This window comes from Rhodoferax antarcticus ANT.BR, assembly GCF_001938565.1.
GTDB classification, from domain to species: domain Bacteria; phylum Pseudomonadota; class Gammaproteobacteria; order Burkholderiales; family Burkholderiaceae_C; genus Rhodoferax; species Rhodoferax antarcticus.
Genome location: NZ_MSYM01000018.1, coordinates 220,725 through 237,024, shown reverse-complemented (window position 1 = coordinate 237,024; position 16,300 = coordinate 220,725). Strand labels below are relative to the sequence as shown.

Here is a 16,300-nt window from a genome sequence, read left to right as displayed (position 1 = left end):
TGGCTAAGTCAACTATCTTTGCCACATCAGACCAAGGTTTGCTAAGGCATTGGCAAAACGGGCTGACAAAGCAGGCACACCTCGTGGAGACGTTCAGCGCCGCGAAGGGTGTTGTCGGGCCTGAATCTTTGCTGTGGCTGGATCTGAGTTTGCCTGAGGTTCCGGCCTGGGTTGCACCAGATTGGAAGCAACTGCTGGGTCAGCCGCACCTTAAGGTGGTCGCTTGCAGTTCATCCCCAACCGATGCTGAGGGCATTGCTGCACTTGACGCGGGTTGCTCAGCCTATTGCCATGCTTATTCAGACCCCGCGACGCTGGTTCAAATCAAACAGGTGGTCGAAGCAGGGCAAATTTGGATTGGCAGCAGCCTGATGCAAAAGCTCATTCGCGGCGCGAAGCTGGCCAATCGTCCCGACCAAGTCAAGCTTGTGGTAGAGGATTGGTCTGTTGACCTGACACCCAGAGAAAAAGAAGTGGCTTTTTTGGCTGCCAATGGTGCCTCCAATCAACTGATTTCCAGCAACTGTGCGATTTCGGAGCGCACCGTCAAGGCGCACCTGAGTGCCGTCTTCCAGAAGCTCAACCTCACAGATCGCCTGCAACTGGCTTTGCGGGTGCATGGCATTAGCTGAGATGGACGTATCTTGGTGTAGCTGTGCCTGCACCTGTACCTGTACCTGTACCTGAGGACAATAGCGGCGTGACAGCCCGAGCCTTAAAGTTAGCGGATCAATTCGTTAACTTTGGAGTGTTCTGTGGCTACTGTTCAAAATTCTGTTGAAGCTAAAGGCATTGTTGTCGCCCTCAAGGGTAATGCTTGGTTGGTCGACCCGGATGGCAGCCGCAGGCTTCTGAAGGTTGGCGATGAAGTGCAGGAAGGCCAGCGCGTCGTCACAGAAAATGGCGCAGAACTTGAATTGTCTCTGCCCAACGGCCAACAGGTCTCAGTGGCCTCCGCCAGAGAATTGCTGATTGACGCAACCCTTTTGGGCACTGCGCCTTTGGATGCTACCGAGGCAGCGCTGAAAGACTTGAACAGTGGTGCCAGTGATCTCGCTCAAGCGCTTGCTGCTGGCGGTGATCTTTTAACGGAACTTGATCCAACGGCTGCGGGTTTAACGGAGGCGAAGCCAGCGACTCGCATGGTTTTGTTGCGCGTGTTGCGAATTGTTGAGGCCGTTGATCCGTTGTCCATTGGGCGTGGTCCTGATGATGTAACCAATGACCTGAACCTGTATGTTGGCACTGCGACTGGACTTGCCGAAGGCGAAGTGCCCCCAGTACCTGGCATCACGTTGGCACCCACGATCACGCTGGGTGCCAACATCACAGCAGACGACATCATCAACCAAGCCGAAGCAGGCCAAAACATCCCCATCACCGGCGTCGTCGCAGGCGATGCCAAGGTCGGTGACACCGTCACCCTGACCGTCAACGGCAACACCTTCACCGGCTTGGTGCAGGCCGGCAAGACCTTCTCCATTGAGGTCCCCGGCGCCGACCTGGTGGCTGACCCTGATAAAACCATCCAGGCCAGCGTGAGCACCACGGATGCTGCGGGCAACACCGCCAGCGCCAGCGACACCGAAGGCTACCAAGTCGACACTGCGCCCCCAGTACCCACGATCACGCTGGGTGCCAACATCACAGCAGACGACATCATCAACCAAGCCGAAGCAGGCCAAAACATCCCCATCACCGGCGTCGTCGCAGGCGATGCCAAGGTCGGTGACACCGTCACCCTGACCGTCAACGGCAAAACCTTCACCGGCTTGGTGCAGGCCGACAAGAGCTTCTCCATCAACGTCCCCGGCGCCGACCTGGTGGCTGACCCTGATAAAACCATCCAGGCCAGCGTGAGCACCACGGATGCTGCGGGCAACACCGCCAGCGCCAGCGACACCGAAGGCTACGGCGTTGACGCCAGCGCCCCTGCGGTGACAGTGGACATCCTTGACGCCAGCCTGAACGTGGCTGACAGAGTCTCCGAGGTGAGCTTCACCTTCACCCAAGCGCCGGTGGGCTTTACCCTTGATGACATCACAGCCACCAACGGCACCCTGAGCAACCTGCAGCCCACATCTGATCTACTGGTCTTCACAGCGACCTTCACCGCCAATGTCGGCTTTGAAGGCGATGGCCAAGTCTCCGTGGCAGCGGGCAGCTACACCAACGCAGCGGGCAACCCTGGCAGCGCTGGCAGCGACACGGTGAACATTGACACAACGCCACCGGAACTCAGCATCACGCTGGATGCCAACATCACAGCAGACGACATCATCAACCAAGCCGAAGCAGGCCAAAACATCCCCATCACCGGCGTCGTCGAAGGCGATGCCAAGGTCGATGACACCGTCACCCTGACCGTCAACGGCAACACCTTCACCGGCTTGGTGCAGGCCGACAAGACCTTCTCCATCAACGTCCCCGGCGCCGACCTGGTGGCTGACCCTGATAAAACCATCCAGGCCAGCGTGAGCACCACGGATGCTGCGGGCAACACCGCCAGCGCCAGCGACACCGAAGGCTACCAAGTCGACACTGCGCCCCCAGGGGACGTTTATCTCACCAGTCAGACAAAGGAAATCGGCAATCTTGGCCTGTCGGGCGAGTATTTTGGGCACAACGACAACCGAACAGGCGCCGCGAACGATACGCTTTACTCAGGAACAACAGCAACTAGGTTGCACTCGGACGATGGAAAATTTGGCAACGTGGACAGCTTGGCCGATGTCGAAAGAATCATCGAAGACCGCAACGGCAACGCAGACCTGGTTGGTAGTACCGCTTCGGGTGCAGCCAAAGCTGACGCTACTTTCTCCGCCAACAAACTTGAGTTTGGCTTGCATTCGGGATCGAACACGCCGTTGTTCAGCAACGATCTAGGTCAAAACGGCAAGGTCGAGACGGGGTCTATTGGTGCCGCAGCCTCCTCGGGTGGCGCCAACAACCTTTATAACTTCCTGAAGGTGACTTCAGGCAATGCCGATGCCTTGGCTGCCACCAGCGGTTTGGGTGACACCACCGACGCTGTGATCCGGATGGTTGGTTACATCTATATCCCAGCAGGCGGTGCGTACGACTTGCGCATTACTGCAGACGACGGCTATCGCGTCCGGATTGGTGGTCAAGACTTAGCGCAGGCGGACTATATCCAGCAAACGACAACCGAGGTCTATTCAAATCAACCAATTTCAGAAGGCCTGCAACCCATTGAAATTTTGTATTGGGATCAGGGTGGCCATGCCAGCCTGCGTGTTGAAGTCAAGTCTTCTGGCACCGCAGACGCCACTTACAAAATTATCGGTAACGATGAATTTGCACTGTTTTCGCCGTCAGACTTACCGGTGCTCACCGCCAACCAAGACATCGTTGAATCCACCACAAACGGCGTCTGGGCGGTGCGAACAGGTGAAACCTACACGGGCACGGAGGCTTCTGAAAAGGTAATTGGCAGTGACGGGCGTGACACCATCCACACCGGCGCAGGCAACGACACTGTCAATGCGGGCGCAGGCAACGACACTGTCAATGCGGGCGACGGTGCAGATGTCATATCAGGCGGCGCGGGTAACGACCTGCTCACCGGTGGCTTGGGCTCTGACACGTTCGTGTGGGCGCTGGCTGATCAAGGCATCATGGGCGCCCCAGCCCGCGACACCATCACAGACTTCAACACGGCTTCGCACACTGCGGGGGGCGATGTGCTTGACCTGCGCGACCTGCTGACCGGTGAGAACCACACTTCAGGCACTGGCAACTTGACCAGCTACCTGCACTTTGAAAAGACGGGCAGTGACACCGTGGTGCACATCAGCAGCAACGGGGAATTCTCCGGTGGCTTCAGCGCTGCCAAAGACGTTCAGACCATCACCCTGAGCGGTGTTGATTTGATTGGCTCCTCCAGCACCGATCAGCAAGTGATTCAGAGCTTGCTGAACAACCACAAATTGATCACTGACTAGCCTGCGCCAACTTCGCTGAGCTACCGGCTGGAATGAAGACCCGGCCAGGTGGTTTGGCGCAGTGGCCTATCCTATTCTCAAAACAATAGCTGCCAGCGCTTTCTGCATAAGGGCTGGAGGCTATTTTTAGTATGTAGACGGTCACGTCCTTGATAGCGCACGAAGCTCTGGTGTGCGCGCCCGGTGCGCCACAATAGCGCGCATGACATCCCGCCTCGCACCTCACCCTCCACTGGCCGAACGGCTGCGCCCCAAAACCTTGAGTGCGGTCATCGGTCAGCAGCACATGCTGGGCGAGGGCATGGCGTTGCGGCTGGCGTTTGAGTCGGGCCAGCCGCACAGTTGCATCCTCTGGGGGCCACCGGGCACCGGCAAAACCACCATTGCGCGGCTGATGGCCGATGCGTTTGACGCACAGTTCATCACCATCAGCGCGGTGCTCGGCGGCGTCAAAGACATTCGCGAGGCGGTGGAGCAGGCCCAACTGGCGCAGGCCCAGGGTCGGCGCACGCTGGTGTTTGTGGATGAGGTGCACCGCTTCAACAAAAGCCAGCAAGACGCGTTTTTGCCGCATGTGGAAAGTGGCCTATTCACCTTCATCGGCGCCACCACCGAAAACCCGTCGTTCGAGGTGAACTCGGCCTTGTTGTCACGCGCTGCCGTGTATGTGCTGCAATCGCTCACCGCCGAAAATTTGAAGCAAATAGCGGCCTCAGCCCAAGCGTTACAAGGGCTGCCAGCTATTGAAGATGTAGCGATTGAGCGTTTGGTTGCGTATGCTGATGGCGATGCCAGGCGCCTGCTCAACACACTGGAAACCCTGACGGTCGCGGCCGCGCAGGAGCAGCGTAGCGAGATCACCGACGTCTGGTTGCTCAAAGTGCTGGGTGAACGCATGCGCCGTTACGACAAGGGTGGCGAGCAGTTTTATGACACGATCAGCGCGCTGCACAAGAGCGTGCGTGGTAGCGACCCTGACGCCGCTCTGTACTGGCTGGTGCGTATGCTTGACGGTGGTGCCGACCCGAAATACATGGCGCGCCGCCTGATCCGTATGGCCAGCGAAGACATCGGCTTAGCCGACCCACGCGCCCTGCGTCTGGCGCTGGATGCCGCCGAAGTTTATGAACGTCTGGGTACGCCCGAGGGCGAACTGGCGCTGGCCGAATGTGTGATTTATCTGGCCATCGCGCCTAAAAGCAATGCCGTCTACAAGGCCTTCAACGCGGCCAAAGCCTTTGTCAAAAAGGACAGCACCCGCCCGGTACCGATGCATCTGCGCAACGCGCCAACCAAGTTGATGAAAGAGTTGGACTACGGCCTAGGCTACCGCTACGCGCATGACGAGGCGGGCGGTTTCGCTGCCGGTGAGCGTTATCTGCCCGACGGCTTGGCTGAGCCTGGCTTTTACAAGCCAGTAGAGCGCGGACTGGAGATCAAAATAGCCGAAAAGCTGCGTGGCCTGCGTGCACAAAATCAGGCAGCCAAACAGGCTGCCGGGCCGACTGGCGCTGCTTAGGCGTCTTGGTCGTCGTGATCGTGGTGGTGGTCGTGGCCATCACCATGGTGACTTTCGCAGTCATGGGGTGGCGTGGTCACCAGTGGCAGCTTGCCAGCCAGCCAGGCAGCCACGGCCTGATCCGGGTCAGTTTCGGTGGTGACCAAGGTCTGCATGCCTTTTTGGGCCAGCCGGTTTTGCAGGCCGGTTCCGGCGCTGCCTGCGATCAGCAGGTCTGTGCCATCCAACGGGTGAGCCGCCTGGGGGCCGACCCTCTGGGCGCTTTCGTGAAAACTCTGCTCTTTGTCGAGTTCCAGCATCGTTTTGCTGACAATCTGTTGGTTTTGAATGTCATAAATCCAGAACTTGCGGCACTTGCCGGCGTGTTCGGTAATAGTTTTTCGGTTTTGGCTGGTAATAGCGATTTTCATGGGGCGTCTCAATCAGGAGGCAGCGGCTGCTGCGTTAGCCAGTGAATAAGCAACCATCATGCCATTGTAAATAGGTGCTTGTAAAGCGTTGATTTATTTGACTAAATTAAAAATTTTCAGCGTATCGGAATTGTTTGGCCAGCGCTGAATGACAAAATTGGCAGTGCTTGCGACAGGGTGTTTGCTCCAGAAAAGCATGGCTCGAACAGACGGGGCAGTCGTTCTCAATGCGTTAACCTTATGCTGGTTAAGCTAACTTGACGTCACCTACTGACAAGGGTCGACCCCGCAATATGCTCCTCGGACCGACCCGCCGCGTTGACTACAATCGCGGCCACTTCCGCCCCTGACGGCGTCGTTTTGGCATGTATATTGCGTGACGATTTGAGTTGCTTGTAGTGCAGGGTTTTGCAGGTTCACCAGGTGAGCCGACGTACCGGTCGACACAGCTTTCGGCTAATTTCGGAGAATAATATTTATGGAAACCTTCATACAACAGATCATCAATGGTCTGGTGTTGGGCAGCATGTATGCGTTGGTGGCTTTGGGCTACACCATGGTGTACGGCATCATTGGCCTGATCAACTTTGCCCATGGCGAGGTGCTGATGGTGGGCGCACTGACCAGCTGGAGCATCATCGGCATGATGCAGGACGCCATGCCTGGCACGCCCGGCTGGGTGATTCTGCTGGTGGCCATGGCGATTGCTGCGGTGGTGGCTGCTGTCTTGAACTTCTCGATCGAGAAGCTAGCTTACCGGCCGTTGCGCAACAGCCCCCGGCTGGCGCCACTGATCACCGCCATTGGCATGTCGCTGCTGTTGCAGACGCTGGCCATGATCATTTGGAAGCCCAACTACAAACCCTATCCCAATCTGCTGCCAATGGTGCCGTACGAAATTGGCGGGGCGGTGATCACCCTCACCCAGGTGCTGATTCTGGGCATGACCGCGATCTCGCTGGCGGTACTCATGTGGCTGGTGAATTACACCCGGCTGGGTCGTGCCATGCGCGCCACTGCGGAAAACCCGCGTGTGGCCGCGCTAATGGGTGTCAAGCCCGATTTCGTGATCTCGGCCACCTTTGTGATCGGTGCGGTTTTGGCGGCCATCGCGGGCGTCATGTGGGCCGCCAATTACGGCACGGTGCAGCACACCATGGGCTTTTTGCCCGGCCTGAAGGCGTTCACCGCGGCGGTTTTTGGCGGCATTGGCAACTTGGCAGGTGCGGTGGTGGGCGGTATTTTGCTGGGCTTGATTGAATCTCTCGGCGCGGGTTACATCGGTGCCCTCACCGGTGGCTTGCTGGGTAGCCACTATTCAGACATTTTTGCGTTCATCGTGCTGATCTTTGTGTTGACGCTGCGGCCCTCTGGTTTGCTGGGTGAGCGTGTGGCAGATCGTGCCTAGGAGACCCGCCATGAAACAAAAACAAATCATCGTTTTCCTGCTGGCAGCCGTCGGACTGCTGGTCGCACCCCTGATTCTGCAGAACTTCGGCAACGCCTGGGTGCGCATTGCCGACATGGCGCTGCTGTATGTGTTGCTGGCCCTGGGCCTGAACATTGTGGTGGGCTACGCTGGTCTGCTGGACCTGGGTTATGTGGCGTTTTTCGCCATCGGCGCTTATATGTATGGCTTGCTGGCCTCACCGCACCTGTCAGAGAACTTTCCGGCCATTGCCGCCATGTTCCCGGATGGCTTGCATACCCCGATCTGGCTCATCATCCCGGCAGCGGCGGGTTTGGCGGGGCTGTTTGGGGTGCTGCTGGGTGCACCCACGCTGCGCCTGCGAGGTGACTACCTGGCCATTGTGACGCTGGGCTTTGGAGAAATTATCCGTGTGTTCATGAACAACCTGGACCACCCAATCAACCTCACCAACGGCCCCAAGGGTATTGGCCAGATCGATTCGCTGACCTTGTTTGGCATGAGTTTTGGCAAACGCATTGAGGTGTTTGGCTACGACATCCCGTCTGTGACGCTGTATTACTACCTGTTTCTCTCGCTGGTGGTGGTCAGTGTGATCATTTCGCACCGCCTGCAGTTGTCGCGCGTGGGCCGCGCCTGGATGGCGATTCGCGAAGATGAAATTGCGGCCAAGGCCATGGGCATCAACACCCGCAACCTGAAACTGCTGGCCTTTGGCATGGGTGCCACTTTTGGTGGCGTATCGGGCGCCATGTTTGCCTCGTTCCAAGGGTTTATCTCACCCGAATCGTTCAGTCTGATGGAGTCGATCATGATCGTTGCCATGGTGGTATTGGGCGGCATCGGCCACTTGCCAGGCGTCATTCTGGGCGCAGTTGCGCTATCCGCCTTGCCAGAAGTGCTGCGCTACGTGGCCGGCCCCTTGCAAAGCCTGACGGGCGGTCGGCTGGATGCCTCCATCCTGCGCCAGTTGCTGATTGCGCTGGCCATGATCAGCATCATGCTGTTGCGCCCGCGCGGCCTGTGGCCGTCGCCCGAGCATGGCAAGTCACTGCCCAACGTCAAGCCCTGAACGGGTCCGGGCAGTGTTACCAAGGAACTCAAGACTATGACAGACACAGTACTTAACGTATCAGGTGTGTCCAAGCGCTTTGGCGGCCTGCAGGCCCTGAGCGATGTAGGCATCCAGATACAGCGCGGCCAGGTGTATGGCCTGATTGGCCCCAACGGCGCGGGCAAAACCACTTTTTTCAACGTGCTCACCGGCTTGTACACCCCCGACACCGGCACCTTCGAGTTGGCGGGCAAGCTCTACAAGCCCACCGCCGTGCATGAGGTGGCCAAGGCTGGCATTGCCCGCACTTTTCAAAATATTCGGCTGTTTGCGGAAATGACAGCGGTGGAAAACGTCATGGTCGGGCGCCATGTGCGCACCCATTCGGGCCTGTTGGGTGCCATTTTTCGCACCTCAAGTTTCAAGTCGGAAGAAGCTGCCATTGCCCAGCGCGCCCGGGAACTGCTGGACTACGTGGGCATTGGCCGCCTGGCGGACTTCAAGGCGCGCACGCTCAGCTATGGTGACCAGCGGCGCCTGGAGATCGCCCGTGCCCTGGCCACCGACCCGCAACTGATTGCCCTGGACGAGCCCGCCGCCGGTATGAATAACACCGAAAAGGTGTTGCTGCGCGAGCTGATCGACAAAATTCGCAATGACAACCGCACCATTTTGCTCATTGAGCACGACGTGAAGCTGGTCATGGGTCTGTGTGACCGCGTCACCGTGCTGGACTATGGCAAGCAGTTGGTTGTGGGTACACCCGCCGAAGTGCAGCGCAATGAAAAAGTGATTGAAGCCTATTTGGGCACAGGTGGCCACTGATATGACAAATGTTCTTCTGAAAATCAAAGACCTCAAAGTGGCCTACGGCGGCATCCAGGCCGTCAAGGGCGTGGATTTTGAGGTGCGCGAGGGCGAACTGGTGTCGCTGATCGGCTCCAACGGTGCGGGCAAAACCACCACCATGAAGGCCATCACCGGCTCCTTGCCAATCAACGATGGCGACATCGAATACATGGGCAAAAGCATTCGTGGTCAGGGCCCGTGGGATCTGGTCAAGCAGGGCCTGGCCATGGTGCCCGAAGGCCGCGGCATTTTCACCCGCATGACCATTCTGGAAAATCTGCATATGGGCGCGTACATCCGCAATGACAAGGCTGAGATCCTGCGCGATATCGACAAGGTGTTTGGCATTTTCCCGCGCCTGAACGAGCGCAAAGACCAACTAGCGGGTACCTTGAGCGGTGGCGAGCAGCAGATGCTGGCCATGGGCCGCGCGCTGATCAGCCGGCCCAAGGTGTTGTTACTCGACGAGCCCTCCATGGGCCTGGCACCGATCATGGTCGACAAGATCTTTGAGGTGATCCGCGACGTGTCCGCCCAAGGCGTGACCGTGCTGCTGGTGGAGCAAAACGCCAGCCGCGCGCTGGCCATTGCTGACCGCGGTTATGTGATGGACTCCGGCTTGATCACCATGACCGGCGAGGGCAAAACCATGCTGAAAGACCCGAAAGTGCGCGCTGCATATCTGGGTGAATGATTTACCAGATTAAGATTGCTTCTATATTTATAGCTAAAAGCCCTTGACTTATAAGGGTTAGAGGCTTATTTTTCATGTAGTAGTGCGAACACTTGCCGTTGTTAATCGAAGTGGTTGATTAGCGGTTCTTCGAACCTGCGCTGCGTCTGTCGAGAGATTCTGGGCTGGTGCGCTTAATGACAGCACGCTCAGCCTCGGTTCATTGACGCCAGACTACAACAGCGCCAGCACCTGCAAAACATCCACCTGCGTGCGGTAGTGACCCAAAACTTTGGTGTCGTGCTCACGCACGATCGGGAAGGTGTCCATGATGTAGGCCGCATCTTCAGCGTCTAGCCCATAGAGGTAGAAAAACAGCGCATCCAGCGCGGTAAGGCGGGCACGGCGTTCGTCCTCGTTCCACACAAACGGCGGCAACACCGCGCCTTGGGCATCCACATAGCCCAGGTCGCGGGCGAACGGTGCCATGTCAAAGGCGGTGTAGGTCAGTGCCAGCACCTGGGGAATTACGAAGTCGGCCACGGTCGGGTCGTCAGGGTGGCCGTTCATCAGCTTGGCGGCGCGCATGGCGGCGGCGAAGGCTGCGGGCAGGGGCTCTTGAAAGCGCTCGGGGGCGATGACGGTGGCTTGTTCAACGATGAACCAGTTGAGGTTTTGTCCCTGTACCTTTTGCCGCAAGGCAAAGTCAAAGGCCATGCTGCTTAAGTTTGCCATGAGCAATGGTGCCCAGTCGGCGTAACCCGTCTCGGCCCCGGCTTGAGGTATCAGCATGGCCATGCTGTTGCCCACGCCGCACCTGGGTACGATGGCCGCAATCAAGGTGCGCATATTGCTCGGGGCTGTCACGGATTTGTAGGCTATGCACCAATCACCGTCCCAAGTATTGACGACGTTCGAATCAAGCACCCAATACTGTGGTGAGGGGTAACGAGCTGAACTAGCTTTTTCGGATTGGGAGACGCTTTCCTGTTGCGCGGCGCGTTTGAGATTGGCCTCATTCACCACCACATCCGCCGCCCGATGGTCGAACATCTGCACCATCTTGCCCTCGTACAGCGGCACAGCGGTTTGAATTCGACCCTTGTCTTTGCCTGTAGCGGGTTTTTCCCAACGATTCAGCGGCGCAGGTACCCAGCCTTGCGCCTGCAACTCTTCGGCTTTCAGAAACAAACCCGAGTCGTTGGTCATGTGAAACATGGCGGCGTACTTCACCGGCCAGGTTTTCTCATCCGACTGCTTGCCCAGGGAGTTGCTGACGGCGCCGTGCCGCACCAGCACCGGGTGCCGGGCATACAGCTTGAGCGTGATGTCCGCATCGCGGCGATTGCGAAAGATGGGGGCGGCACCGGTGTTGGGGTTGACGCGCACAAAATCTTGCGCGCCCAGCAGCAGGGTGCGTTCAGGGTCGTCCAGCTCCGCCAGGCTGTGCAAATAAAAGGCGCAGCGCGTGGGCAGTGGCAGTGGCAGTGGCAGCGGCTTGGGTGGGGTCGCGCCAGTGATCTCGACTGCTCCTAAATCAATAGCTACTAGCGCTTGATTGGCAAGGGCTAGGGGCGGATTTGGCACTGAATATGACGAGTTTCCAGGAACTGGCGCATAGCGCGGGGCGTTGCCAAACACCAGGGCACAAAACTTGAAGCTGGCGTGCACGTCGGGGAAAAACACCTTGCGGTTTTCAAAATCAAACAGGGCGCGCAGTTTGCCGGTGCTGCTGATGGAGCGGAAAAACTCCGCCGCACCCTTGTCTGCCGCAATGCCGCTGGGGGTGATGAGTGCCACCACGCCTTGGGGCTGAATCAGCGCCTGTGCCCGCTCAACAAACAAGCTGTAGAGGTTGACATCGCCGCCGCCCAAGAGCGGGTAGTCACCACTGCCGAGCTTGCCGTTGCCAAGCACGCGGGCATTGGCCTCGGCGCGCTCACTGGCGTCCTGGTAGTGCGCCCACAAGTCCACCATGGGCGGGGTGTTGACGCCGGTTTGCGTCATGTTGACACCTTGCAGGGCGGCGATCATGCGTTTGCGGTCGGCTGCGCGCGGTTGGGCGGCAATGGCGGGTGAACGTTCAGCAAACCACTCGACCTCTTGCAGCTTGATGCGGTCCCACGGCGGGTTGCCAATCATGGCGTCAAAGCCGCCCTTGCTGCCCATGCCAAATACAGTGGGAAAGCTGGTTTGCCAATGAAAGAACGTTTCACGCTGGGCCAACGCACGGGCGCGCCCCATCAACGCATTGGCAGCCTGGCTGGCTGGGTCGGTGCCTTCAACTTGCCCTACACCCAGTAGCGCGACCAGGTTTTGCCCGGGCTCCAGCAGCTTCAGCATGGCCGCATATTCAGGGTGCTTGCCGTCCGCGAGTTCGCTCTGGCGCATTTGCTCTTGCTTGGGGAGTTTGAGCAACTGCGCCAGCTGGCTGACTTTTTTCACCGGCCAGCCGGGAATCAGCCAGCGCAGTGCGCGCCAGAAGTCCAACACCGCGTGGATGGGCGCGAGTTGCTCGGCGGCCTCGGTGGCGAGTTGCTTGGAAAGCTGGGCCTCGCCGATGTCCACATCGGTGAGATCAGCGACCTGAGCGAGGGCTTTCGCTGAGCGTGCCAGGCGGTCGAATTCTGTTTGCAACAGCAGCGCGCCTAAATCCTGCAGTCCGCGCTGCACCACCGGCAACTGCTCGCCATGCAGGCTGTCGCCAATCTTGAGGTGATGGTCAAGAAAGCTCAGCGGTGCACCGACGGTGAATGTGTGCAGCCACAACGCGGTTTTGGCCAGTTCCACGGCCATGGGGTTTTTGTCCACGCCGAAGATGCTTTTCTTCAGGATCATGCGTCGCACGATGTGGCGGTCGTCCAGCTGCGCGTCAGTTACCACCCAGCCATGTTCTTTGGCGGTGGTTTTGATGCTGCTGCGAATGTGCGCCAGGCGCGCCAGCACCGGGCTTTGCCAGGGCCGGCCACTTTCTACAAGATGTGCAGCCCAGGGTTGGGCGTTGACGTCCAGCGTGGCGGTGGCAACGGTTTCCAGCACGCGATCGGCGAGAAAGTCCACCAACGCCACCAAAAAATGGCCGCTGCCCATGGCGGGGTCGCAAATTTTGAGCTCCAGAATCTGGCTGGCCGGGTCTTTGGTGTCGAGCGCGTCCCAGTCGCTAGGGTTAAGCGAGGTTTTTTTGGACAGTTTTTTCAGGTGGGCGGCAAAGCCATCCAGCCGTTCCTGGGCCAGCAGGCCCACCGACTCGCGCAGGATCAGGCGTACCAGGTCGTCATGCGTGTAATAGCTGCCTGAGACCTTGCGCGCAAAACTGGCGGGCTGCGCACTGATGCGGTTGATTTCGGGCTTGTCTTTGTAGTCGTCTTTGGCTTGCACTTCGTGCACCAGGCTGTATTGCAGCAAACGCTCATAGATGCTGCCCAGGTGGGCGACGGCCAGGTCGCGGTAGTTGATCCAGCCGCGCAGCAGTTCTTCGGTGCGGCGCGAGAGGGCGTCGATGATGGGGGCCATGACCGAATCGGGCACCTTGGTGCGCGTCAGCAGCGCTGAGCGTTCGCGGGCGAACAGGCCGCCGTTGTAGGCAGGCATGCCGATGTCGTCGTCACCCACATCAATCAGATCAAACGCACCGCTCAGGGAAAGCCAAATAAGCGGCATGGTTTTCGAGAAGCGGGTGCCAGCATCCACTTTGTCACGTACTTCCTCGCGGATGCGCCGCACGCTGTAGGGTGCATAGCGTGGGTCGCGTACGGGCAGCAAGTTGCGGTCTTCGGCGTAAAACAAAAACAGCAAGCGATACAGCATCACTAGCGCGGCTTCGCGTACCTCGTCCAGATACACGGGGGTAAATTGGGGCCGGGTGAACTGGCCGTGGCCAATTTTGTGGGTCTGGGCGTGCAGGTCGCCACGGGCCAGGGCATCGGCGAGTTGCGGGAAGATGTCGGCAAAGACGCGTGCACCCAGGTCTTGTGAGACTTTTTCTTCATACAAACGGGCTTCGTTGAGCGCGTAGGCGTGGAAGCTGCGGCCAGCGTTGTCCCAGTCCTGCGGCAAAAATGCAGCGCGGCTAAAGAACAGGTGAAAGAGTTTGAGGGCGTGGTCGGGCGCTACCTCGTCCAAAGTGTGTTGAATGCCTGGCAGGCCCAAGGCAGCCGCAAGATCTACCTCAAAGAATTCTTCAGAGCGGGAGCGGGCGTCTTGCCAATACAGGCGCCAGACGGCACCGTTGGTCAGCATGCCCCACTTGACGGCACGCTCAGACACCACGTCGGAGCGACTCAGGTAGCGCAGCATTTGGCTTGACGGCGCATCCGGGTCAGTGGCTTCTGACAGGTCGCCACGGTCCAGTGGACGCAGCCAGCGCTTGGCTTCCAGAATGGCCAGGCCGTGGCGGTAGCGCAGATCGTCCTTCAGCGGCAGCGCCCGCGCTTTGGCGGCTGCGTCGGCAAACAGCAGGCAGTCCGGCACGTCTTCACGGCGCTTGCCCGACAGGTTGACCTGGGGCATGAAGTCGTCGCCCCAACCCAATGCGACCAGCACCTTGTTGATGACCAAGCTTTCAGTTTGCGCCTCGTTGATGGTGGAGGCCGCGTCCAGACCACCGTAAATGGTGCGCAGAGTAGATTCGAATGCGGCAAACGACGTGACACTCAAGGCTTGGTTGGGCGGAGTACCCTGCACGCCGCGCGTCAAAAAGTCTTGGCTGAAGAGTTGTCCTTGCATGGGCTGGCGTGAGTGAGTATCGGTGGGCGTGGGTGGTCAAAGAGTGTAGGCGAACGTCTGGCCCTTGAAGCGATGTCTGAGGTGTGGCAAAGCGCCAACCGCGTCCTGGCCATTGCCGATCTTGGTGATGTGTTGGATGCTGGCCAGATCACCATGAGCTCGATAAAAAATATAAGTCTTTTAACCATCTAGCCCTTATGGCATAAGCGCAGACAGCTATAAAAATCAATACAGTCAGAAGGCTGCATGAAGTGCTGACATGCGTCAACGATCTTGTCAGCTTCTTGCGGCAGATCAAGCGCCGGACCTGAGGCTTTGACGCGCTGGCCCGGGAAAAACGCCCAAGCGTCGCGCCACACGTGCGCGGTTGTTGCGTCGGCGGGGTCAAAAGTGGCGATACACCGGGCGATTTGGATCAGCAGACAGGGCAGGGTGTTGGTAAGCAGAGGTTGGCGGACGTGTTTTACAGCAACTTTGTCAAATTTGCTTTACTTTTTGATATACCTCAAGTGTGTCACGATCTTGGTACACCATATTCGAGAGTATGTTTACCGTCCACACCATCAATCCGCTTGCGCAAACGCGCACCTTGGGCCGGGGTCAGGTCCTTCTACGGCGTGGCTTTGAGGCCGACCAGGTGAGTTTCATCGAGTCGGGCCGGGTCGCGTTAGGTGTCATGGGCTCCAACGAGATGGCGCACCAAATTGGTGTGCTGGAGGGGCCGTGCTGGCTGGATGCGAGCTCAGTCGTTTTGGGCATGCCGCATCTGGTGGACGCTGTGGCTGACACCCCGCTCAAGCTCTGCACTGTGGCAGCTGCGGATTTCAAGCAAGCCATCACGGAGATGCCGGGTTCGGCCCGGGCTGTGCTGACCGATGTCGCCATGGCGCACCGCAAGCAAACTGAATTTGCCATGAGCCGTCTGGCCAAAGATGCGGAAGCACGTTGCGCCGAATGGCTGCTAAGCCACGCCCGCTTTGGTGCCAAAGGCGATCTGGCCGTGGAGTTGCAGCAACGCAAACGCAGCATTGCAGCGCAGCTGGGCATTGCGCCCGAGACCTTGTCGCGTGTGTTGCGACAGTTGCGTGACAAGCGGCTGATCAGCGGCTCAGGCCGCGTTTTGAATCTGCTGAACCCCAGCGCCTTGCGCTCACTGGCCGGTTTCTAAGCCAGCCTCGGGTTCAGCCAGAGCTTCGCTACTGCGAAGCTCTTTTTTTTGCTGGATCAGGCGTTGCGCAGCGCCAGCGTCCACTTTTCCATGGCCTCGTTGGCGGGTTGCATCGGGGCTTCCATGAAGCTGATGACAAATTTGCTGCCCATGTCGGCAATGCCGATAGAGCGCGGGCGCACCGCCAGCATTTGCGGACTGGGAATGGCAAAACCAAAGCAGAAAATCACGTCGACTGCAGCGGTCATGCCTTCAACGATGGGGCCTTCAATGCGTTTGGTGTGGGCATAGTGGTCAAACACGCTGATGAATTGCACCTTCGGGTTGCTGGCAATGCAGGTTTTGTAGTAGTCCACCAGCGCGTCTACCGTTTGGTAGGTGGTCTCAGTCTTGGGGATTTCAGCCAAAAATATTGGGTACTTTTCGTGCAGCATGGTTTGCTTCATGGGGGCCTTTCGATGAGATAAATGAAAACGCCCGATGGTACTGGTTGCGCGGATTAGTGCGG

The 16,300-nt window shown here is 58.5% G+C and carries 11 protein-coding genes; 8 read left to right on the top strand and 3 right to left on the bottom strand.

The annotated features are described in order from the left end of the window. The first annotated feature begins 83 nt into the window (after window positions 1-83). The 3 genes from BLL52_RS17270 (at window position 84) to BLL52_RS17260 (ending at window position 5,484) form a co-directional block, all read left to right on the top strand. A complete protein-coding gene (locus BLL52_RS17270; protein ID WP_158025703.1) occupies window positions 84-632 on the top strand; it encodes a response regulator transcription factor in 549 nt (182 codons plus the stop codon). Between the two features lie 123 nt (window positions 633-755). Beyond that, window positions 756-3,965: a retention module-containing protein gene (locus BLL52_RS17265; RefSeq protein WP_075587884.1), complete on the top strand. Its 3,210-nt coding sequence runs from the start codon at window positions 756-758 to the stop codon at window positions 3,963-3,965. Window positions 3,966-4,167: 202 nt separating this feature from the next. Next, window positions 4,168-5,484 (top strand): replication-associated recombination protein A, encoded by a 1,317-nt coding sequence (locus BLL52_RS17260; protein WP_075587883.1) that lies wholly within the window; start codon window positions 4,168-4,170, stop codon window positions 5,482-5,484. Here BLL52_RS17260 and BLL52_RS17255 read toward each other — a convergent pair. Beyond that, window positions 5,481-5,894, bottom strand: coding sequence for a NifB/NifX family molybdenum-iron cluster-binding protein (locus BLL52_RS17255; RefSeq protein WP_075587882.1), 414 nt, complete (start codon window positions 5,892-5,894; stop codon window positions 5,481-5,483). The two genes, BLL52_RS17260 and BLL52_RS17255, sit on opposite strands and share 4 nt — an antisense overlap. A 478-nt stretch (window positions 5,895-6,372) precedes the next feature. On the opposite strand from BLL52_RS17255, the gene BLL52_RS17250 reads away from it, so the two are divergent. From BLL52_RS17250 to BLL52_RS17235, 4 genes are read left to right on the top strand one after another with little or no spacing between them, the layout of a single operon-like run. Next, window positions 6,373-7,302 carry a branched-chain amino acid ABC transporter permease gene (locus tag BLL52_RS17250; RefSeq protein ID WP_075587881.1) on the top strand — a complete coding sequence of 310 codons (930 nt, stop codon included), beginning with the start codon at window positions 6,373-6,375 and terminating at the stop codon, window positions 7,300-7,302. Window positions 7,303-7,312: 10 nt separating this feature from the next. Beyond that, a complete protein-coding gene (locus tag BLL52_RS17245) occupies window positions 7,313-8,395 on the top strand; it encodes an ABC transporter permease subunit (RefSeq protein ID WP_075587880.1) in 1,083 nt (360 codons plus the stop codon). A 36-nt stretch (window positions 8,396-8,431) separates the two neighbouring features. Beyond that, on the top strand, window positions 8,432-9,202 hold the full coding sequence (locus tag BLL52_RS17240) for an ABC transporter ATP-binding protein (protein ID WP_075587879.1): 771 nt from the start codon (window positions 8,432-8,434) through the stop codon (window positions 9,200-9,202). Between the two features lies 1 nt (window position 9,203). Continuing rightward, window positions 9,204-9,920 carry an ABC transporter ATP-binding protein gene (locus BLL52_RS17235; RefSeq protein WP_075587878.1) on the top strand — a complete coding sequence of 239 codons (717 nt, stop codon included), beginning with the start codon at window positions 9,204-9,206 and terminating at the stop codon, window positions 9,918-9,920. Window positions 9,921-10,133: 213 nt separating this feature from the next. Here BLL52_RS17235 and BLL52_RS17230 read toward each other — a convergent pair whose 3' ends face one another. Further along, complete coding sequence (locus BLL52_RS17230; protein ID WP_075587877.1) at window positions 10,134-14,624, bottom strand: Eco57I restriction-modification methylase domain-containing protein; 4,491 nt, start codon at window positions 14,622-14,624, stop codon at window positions 10,134-10,136. Window positions 14,625-15,168: 544 nt separating this feature from the next. On the opposite strand from BLL52_RS17230, the gene BLL52_RS17225 reads away from it, so the two are divergent. Then, a complete protein-coding gene (locus tag BLL52_RS17225; RefSeq protein WP_075587876.1) occupies window positions 15,169-15,792 on the top strand; it encodes a Crp/Fnr family transcriptional regulator in 624 nt (207 codons plus the stop codon). A 56-nt stretch (window positions 15,793-15,848) separates the two neighbouring features. Here BLL52_RS17225 and BLL52_RS17220 read toward each other — a convergent pair whose 3' ends face one another. Beyond that, window positions 15,849-16,238 (bottom strand): DUF6858 family protein, encoded by a 390-nt coding sequence (locus BLL52_RS17220; protein WP_075587875.1) that lies wholly within the window; start codon window positions 16,236-16,238, stop codon window positions 15,849-15,851. Between the last annotated feature and the right edge of the window lie 62 nt (window positions 16,239-16,300).

Coding starts and splice junctions, on each gene's coding strand:
- BLL52_RS17240 (WP_075587879.1), top strand. CDS start 8,432: ATGACAGACACAGTACTTAACGTATCAGGTGTGTCCAAGCGCTTTGGC.
- BLL52_RS17250 (WP_075587881.1), top strand. CDS start 6,373: ATGGAAACCTTCATACAACAGATCATCAATGGTCTGGTGTTGGGCAGC.
- BLL52_RS17255 (WP_075587882.1), bottom strand. CDS start 5,894: ATGAAAATCGCTATTACCAGCCAAAACCGAAAAACTATTACCGAACAC.
- BLL52_RS17245 (WP_075587880.1), top strand. CDS start 7,313: ATGAAACAAAAACAAATCATCGTTTTCCTGCTGGCAGCCGTCGGACTG.
- BLL52_RS17225 (WP_075587876.1), top strand. CDS start 15,169: ATGTTTACCGTCCACACCATCAATCCGCTTGCGCAAACGCGCACCTTG.
- BLL52_RS17220 (WP_075587875.1), bottom strand. CDS start 16,238: ATGAAGCAAACCATGCTGCACGAAAAGTACCCAATATTTTTGGCTGAA.
- BLL52_RS17230 (WP_075587877.1), bottom strand. CDS start 14,624: ATGCAAGGACAACTCTTCAGCCAAGACTTTTTGACGCGCGGCGTGCAG.
- BLL52_RS17235 (WP_075587878.1), top strand. CDS start 9,204: ATGACAAATGTTCTTCTGAAAATCAAAGACCTCAAAGTGGCCTACGGC.
- BLL52_RS17260 (WP_075587883.1), top strand. CDS start 4,168: ATGACATCCCGCCTCGCACCTCACCCTCCACTGGCCGAACGGCTGCGC.